6 protein-coding genes are annotated in these 6,129 nt (G+C 66.7%); 4 read left to right on the top strand and 2 right to left on the bottom strand.

Going from position 1 to position 6,129, the window contains the following annotated elements; translation table 11 throughout:
* Positions 1-25 precede the first annotated feature (25 nt).
* Positions 26-898 (bottom strand): LLM class F420-dependent oxidoreductase, encoded by an 873-nt coding sequence (locus VFC51_19395; GenBank protein ID HZT09194.1) that lies wholly within the window; start codon positions 896-898, stop codon positions 26-28.
* On the bottom strand, positions 895-2,109 hold the full coding sequence (locus VFC51_19400) for a pyridoxal phosphate-dependent aminotransferase (protein HZT09195.1): 1,215 nt from the start codon (positions 2,107-2,109) through the stop codon (positions 895-897). Before VFC51_19400 ends, VFC51_19395 begins: the two co-directional genes overlap by 4 nt.
* 223 nt (positions 2,110-2,332) lie before the next feature.
* Here VFC51_19400 and VFC51_19405 point away from each other — a divergent pair, with 223 nt between their 5' ends.
* Genes VFC51_19405 through VFC51_19420 form a run of 4 tightly spaced genes read left to right on the top strand, consistent with a single transcriptional unit; the run spans position 2,333 to position 6,100 of the window.
* Positions 2,333-3,376 carry an NUDIX domain-containing protein gene (locus VFC51_19405; protein ID HZT09196.1) on the top strand — a complete coding sequence of 348 codons (1,044 nt, stop codon included), beginning with the start codon at positions 2,333-2,335 and terminating at the stop codon, positions 3,374-3,376.
* Between the two features lie 2 nt (positions 3,377-3,378).
* Complete coding sequence (locus VFC51_19410) at positions 3,379-4,191, top strand: RodZ domain-containing protein (protein HZT09197.1); 813 nt, start codon at positions 3,379-3,381, stop codon at positions 4,189-4,191.
* Positions 4,191-5,621: a 30S ribosomal protein S12 methylthiotransferase RimO gene (rimO, locus tag VFC51_19415; protein HZT09198.1), complete on the top strand. Its 1,431-nt coding sequence runs from the start codon at positions 4,191-4,193 to the stop codon at positions 5,619-5,621. Before VFC51_19410 ends, rimO begins: the two co-directional genes overlap by 1 nt.
* Positions 5,618-6,100 carry a CinA family protein gene (locus tag VFC51_19420; protein HZT09199.1) on the top strand — a complete coding sequence of 161 codons (483 nt, stop codon included), beginning with the start codon at positions 5,618-5,620 and terminating at the stop codon, positions 6,098-6,100. Before rimO ends, VFC51_19420 begins: the two co-directional genes overlap by 4 nt.
* Positions 6,101-6,129 lie beyond the last annotated feature (29 nt).

Consider the following 6,129-nt stretch of genomic DNA (forward strand, 5'->3'; position numbering starts at 1 on the left):
CGTCTGGCGGGTGGGGGGGCGCCCGCTACGCGAGGAGCGCTTTCATGTCGCGCAGCGCGGCGATGTGGTCTGCGACGGTGGCGAGCCCTGCGCCCACCGTGTTCACCGTGACGTAGGTCGCATCGAGCGCCTGCCACGTCGCGAAATCGCGCTGACGCTCGTCGGGCGTGGTCCCGCGCATGGTCACTCCGCCCTGGAGGCCGACAGCGGCCGGGTCGCGGTTGTTCTCGCGTACGTACCCGCGCAGGCGGTGCACGCTTTCCACGATCTCGGCCGTTGGCCGCCCGCTCACAATCCATCCATCTGCGATCGCGGCCACGCGACGAAGGACGGGCTCAGCCCACCCGCCCATCCAGATCGGGATGGGGCGCTGGACGGGCAGCGGGTTGATCCCTGCGTCGGGGATACGGTGCCACCGGCCTTCAAAGTCCACGAGCTCCCGGGTCCAAAGGGCGCGAAGGACCGCGATCTGCTCTTCGATGCGCTGTCCTCGGTTCTTGAAGTTCTCACCGAGCGCCTCGTATTCGACGGCGTTCCAGCCGAGGCCGACGCCCAATCGGAGGCGGCCCCCAGAGAGGACGTCGACCGTCGCCGCTTGCTTGGCAACCAAAACGGTTTGTCGCTGGGGCAGGATGACGATGCCGGTCACGAGCCCGATCCGACGGGTGACCCCGGCCAGGAAGGCGAACAGTGCGAGGGGCTCGTAAAAGGTGTCTCGATGGGTGTACGGCCAGCGACCGCCGCGGCGGTCTGGTCGATCGACGTTGGCTCCTAACACGTGGTCGTAGGCAAGGACGTGGGAATAGCCGAGATCCTCGGCTGCCTGAGCAAAGTCCCGAACGGCGATCGGATCAGTCCCGATCTCCACCTGCGGAAAGAGCGCGCCAAGCTGCGTCACAGCGCCTTCCCGCCAGATTCAATGTAGGTTTTCATGCGACCGATCCCTTCGTGTATGAGCTCGAGGCTCGTGGCGAAGCTCAAGCGGACGAATTCACCCGTTTCACGCGGGTTGCGATTTCCAAAGCACGAGCGCGGGAGCACCGCGACGCCAGCCTCGTGCAGGAGGCGGTCGGCCAGCGCCTCGGCGCGCCAGAGGCCCAGGCGCTCGCAGGCGCCCGTCACGTTGGGGAAGGCATAGAAGGCGCCGCGCGGGCGAACGCATCGAACCCCCTCGATGTCATTGAGGAGCGCGACCACGACGTCGGCGCGCTCGCGCAGCTCGCCGATGTACGCGGAAATGTGGTCCTGAGGTCCCAGGAGCGCCTCGACGCCGGCGATCTGTGTGAACGTACAGGTGCAGCTCTCGATGTTGGTCTCGACGCGCGTCATCAGCTCGGCGAGGGCGGGGTTCATCACGCTGAAGCCCAGGCGCCAGCCGGTCATGGCGTAGCTTTTGGAGAACCCGTCCATGATGATGGTGCGCTCGGCCATGCCCGGTAGGCTGGCGATGGAGGGCGCCGTCCCTTCGAGGACGAGCTGGCTGTAAATCTCGTCCGAGAGCACCCAGCAGTTGTGGCGCTGTGCCAGGTCGGCAATCCGCTCGAGGTCCTCTTGGGCCAAGACGCCGCCGGTTGGGTTGTTGGGGCTGTTGAGGATGATGAGCTTGGTGCGGTCGCTGATGATCCCCTCGAGCGCATCTCGGTCGATCCTGAACTCATTCGCCTCGACAAGCGGCATGGGCACAGCCCGCGCGCCCATCCAGCGGATGACTGACTCGTACGTCGGAAAGCCGGGGTTCGGGTACACCACGTCTTCGCCCGCGTCCACCAGGGTCGCGATGGTGTACAGGATGAACGGCTTGGCCCCTGGAGCGACGACGACCTGACCCGGCTGGACGGGGATGCCGCGCGTCGCCGAGACGTGCGCCGCGATGGCCTCCCGCAGCTCCGGCAGGCCGTCGCTCGGCGCATACCGTGTGCGGCGATCGTCCAGGGCACGCTTCGCCGCGTCGACGATCGTGGGTGGCGTCTCGACGTCCGGCTCGCCGATTCCGAAGCTGATGACGTCCCGACCCGCCGCCCGCAGGCGATTGACCGATACCAGGAGGTCGAAGGCGCTGTCCCGACCGAGCGCCCCGGCTCGTCGGGCGGGTGGGGGAAGTGCGCTCATGACCGGCGCGGTGTCCGTATGAAGGATTGCGGGCTCCGGCGCGTCTGATTTTTCACGGCGTACCCACGGTACCAATCGGGGCGATGGGCATTGGCTCCGATGATCCGGAGGACAACTGCACGCGCCCAATGGGCTATGATACGTGGACGCGCAGGTTTCGAGAAGTTCGTGCGGCGCGCGGATTGGCGCGTCCGTGGAACCTGACTTGCGAGGCCGGAGGCCCGTGCACGGACTCACTCTCCCCGACCCTGGTGAGCCACGCTTTTGCGGTCGATGTGGGCAGGAGCTGGAATTTCGCGAAGATGGCGGTCGGGCACGACCGCGCTGTCCAGTCTGCGGATGGACCTACTACGCCAAACCTGCTCTCGGCGCCGCGGTCTTCATCGAAGAGGATGGGCGGCTGCTCCTGGTCCAGCGCGCCAATGAGCCGTACAAGGGGTGGTGGATGCTTCCGGCCGGCTTCGTCGAGTATGGGGAAGACGCGGGGGAGACGGCCGCTCGAGAGGCGCTCGAGGAGACGGGGCTGACCGTCGAGATCACCGGGGTGCGAGGACTGTACTTTGGCGCCGGTGACCCGCGTGGCGCCTCGCACTTGGCCGTGTTCAATGCCACCCGACACAACGGCACTCCGGTGGCCGGAGACGACGCGTGCGATGCGCGGTGGTTCGCCCCGGGCGAGGTGCCCGACGAGATCGCTTTCGAGGGACATCGTCGGGCCATCGCCCAATGGCAAAAGGGCAAGCGGGTGCTGACTGACGGGGCCAGCCTGCTGGATTACAGCGCCGCGGGCCCCGCGCCCCCCATCGTCGTGTACGTGGTAATCGAGAACCCGAAAGGCACAGTCAATCGGACCGTTTACGATGACGAGGCTGGCGCGTTCGTTCCCACGGGCGAGATCTTCAACGCGCCGCTGCCCATTCACTATGGATGGATTCCGCGCACGATCTCGGAAGGCGACGGACGTGAGCTGGACGTCACCGTCGTCGGTGAGGGCGAAGCCGCCGTCGGAAGCGTCATCGCCGCGCGGCCAATCGGGGCGCTGCTGCGCGCGGACGCGGACCACAAGGTGCTCGCTATTCGCGCGGACATGCCCAGCGCGTACGCCTCCGTCATGGAAGCGGCCGAGCGACCGGAGCTAACCGGCATGATCGATGATCTCTTCCGGCCGCGAGCCACGCTGCTCGGCTGGGCGTCGGTAAGCGAGACCCGCCGTCTAATTCACGAGGCGCAGCGCGCGTGGATTCGCGCCCATCGGACGGGAACGTAAGCTTGGATTCTCGCTCGGCACCAATCGGCGCCGTGTTGCGGCGGGCGCGACTCGATCGCGGGTTGAGTCTCTCCGACGTGGGGGAGGCGCTCCACGTGGCGGCCCGGTACATCCACGCCATCGAGACAGACGACTACGCGGCCCTTCCGCCAACGGTGTATACGCGCGCGCTCATCCGGGAATATGCGCGGTTCTTGGGCCTGAATCCGGCCGATCTCCTCGAGCGCGCGGTGCCAATGCGCCCTGGCGATCGGAATCCGATCCGCCCGGCGCTGCAGCCGTTGGACCGCTCGCCCGCCGTGTCGTGGAAGGCGATCGCGTCCATTATGGGCGTAGCCGCGTGCATCGGCCTGTTCGTCTATCTGTACTCGCAATACAACTCCTTCGCTCAGACCGTTGACGCGGGGCGCGGGACAAGTTTCGATCTTGTCCCAACACAAGCGGTCCGAAGCGCGCCGCTGAGGATTACGCCATTCGCGACCGAAGCGGAGACGTCGACACCGACCCCCGCCGCGACGCCGACCGTGGTGAGCGGCATCGTCGTCGAAGCGCACGTCGTGGAGCAGAGCTGGCTTCAGGTTTGGACGGACGGTCGACCGGTCATTGCGGAGACCGTGGCCGGGGGGAACACGCGAACGTTCACCGCGGAGCAATCCATTCGGATGCGCGTGGGGAATGCCGGCGGCGTCGACGTGACCGTCAACGGCAACCACCAGGGGAAGCTCGGCGCTGATAAGCAGGCGATGGAGGTCTCGTGGGGCCGGGAGGGCACTGTTCCTTCCGCATCGCCGGCGCCGTCCCGGGGTACCTTGTGATGCCGCCGACCCAACCCGGTCTCGACGGAGTCGACCGCCGCGATCAACGAACGTTCACCATCGTCACGCTCGGCTGCACCAAGAACGTCGTGGACTCAGAAGGCATCGAGCAGGCGCTGGCTTCCCACGGATATGTTCCGGTGCCCGACCCCTCCAACGCGGAGGCGGTCATCGTCAACACGTGTGGCTTCATCGGACCCTCGAGACAGGAATCGATCGACACGATCCTCCGCCTTGCCGCCGAGAAGCGGCCCGGCCAGAAGCTGGTCGCGTCGGGGTGTCTAATCGAACGATACGCCGCGGACCTCGCGCTGGAAGTGCCTGAGCTGGATGCGCTGGTGGGCGTTCACCGATGGCCGGAGATGCCCCAGATCCTGGAAGCAATCGAGGACCGCAAGTCCGGGTGCGCGCCACGGCTTGCCCGAAGCGCTATCGAGCGGCTCGACGGCGATCCAAGGCTCCCCCCCGTATTTCTTGGGGACGGCGTTGCGCCGAGAGCCGACCTCGTGATGCCGCGGCGGGCGCCAAACGCCCCGAGCGCTTATCTCAAAATCTCCGATGGATGCGATGCTCGGTGCGCTTTCTGCGCTATCCCCTCGATGAAGGGCCGGATGCGGAGCAAGGACGCCGATCAGATCATCCGTGAAGCGACGGAGCTGGCACGGGCCAACGTTCGCGAGATCGTGCTGGTCGGTCAGGACACCACCGCCTACGGGCGCGACCGCGGAGAAACGAACGGACTGGCGCGGCTTCTTCGGCGGCTCGCGGACGAGGTCCCGGCGATATCGTGGATCCGCATCATGTACGCATATCCGCAGTTTGTATCGGACGAGCTGCTCCAGACGATGGCGAGCATCCCGCAGGTCTGTCGTTACCTGGACGTCCCCCTGCAGCACGCGCATCCCGCCACGCTCCGTCGGATGCGGCGGCCGCACGGGGCAGTCGAGGACCTGGTGGATCGGATCCGCGATCGCGTGCCCGGCATCGCCCTGCGGACGACGTTTATCGTCGGGTTTCCCGGGGAGACGGAGGAGGAGTTCGATCACCTGAGCCGGGCTGTCGAACGACTCCGGTTCGATCGCGTCGGTGTGTTTGCCTACTCGCGCGAGGAGGGCACGCCGGCGTTCGGTCTCGCCGATCAGGTTCCCGATTCGCGCAAGGAGCGGCGGCGGCGGGAGGTGATGTTGCTCGCGCGTCGATTGTCGCGCGAGATCAACGAAGCGTTCGTGGGCAAGGAATTGGAGGTTCTCACGGAGGCGTCAACCCGCACGCGCGGAGGGGACCGGCAGACCGTGGCGCGTTCGTACCGAGACGCACCGGAAGTCGACGGCGTGGTGGTAGTCGAAGGGGCGCAGCCGATCGGGCGGTTGATCAGGGTTCGCGTCGTCGGCAGCTCCGATTATGACCTGAGCGCGACGTTGGTGGAATGAGCGCGTCGATTTCGGATCTCGTGCAAGCGCTTGCCGCGGTGTGCGATCGACAGGGGTTGCGCGTGGCGGTGGCGGAGAGCTGCACTGGGGGCGGCCTCGCGGCGGCCATCACCGAGCGACCAGGGGTCTCATCATTCTTCCTGGGCGGGATCGTGTCCTACGCCAACGAGGTGAAAGTGGCTCTTCTGGGCGTGCCCGAGTCGGTCCTCGAGACCGAGGGCGCGGTGAGCGAAGCGACGGCACGAGCGATGGCGACCGGCGTCCGCGCGCGTATGAGGGCGGATGTGGGCATCGGGATCACGGGTATCGCGGGGCCGAGCGGCGCCACACCCACGAAGCCGGTCGGCTTGGTCTACATCGGCGTCGCGACACCCATGGAGACGCGGGTCCGCCGACATGTATGGCCGGGCGATCGTCTGTCGATTCGGCAGGCATCGATCCAGGCGGCGCTCGAGCTGACGGTGGAGATGCTGCGATGATCGCCCACCGGGGATGTTGCATGAGTATA

The organism is Chloroflexota bacterium (assembly GCA_035652535.1).
Classification (GTDB): Bacteria; Chloroflexota; UBA6077; order UBA6077; family SHYK01; genus DASRDP01.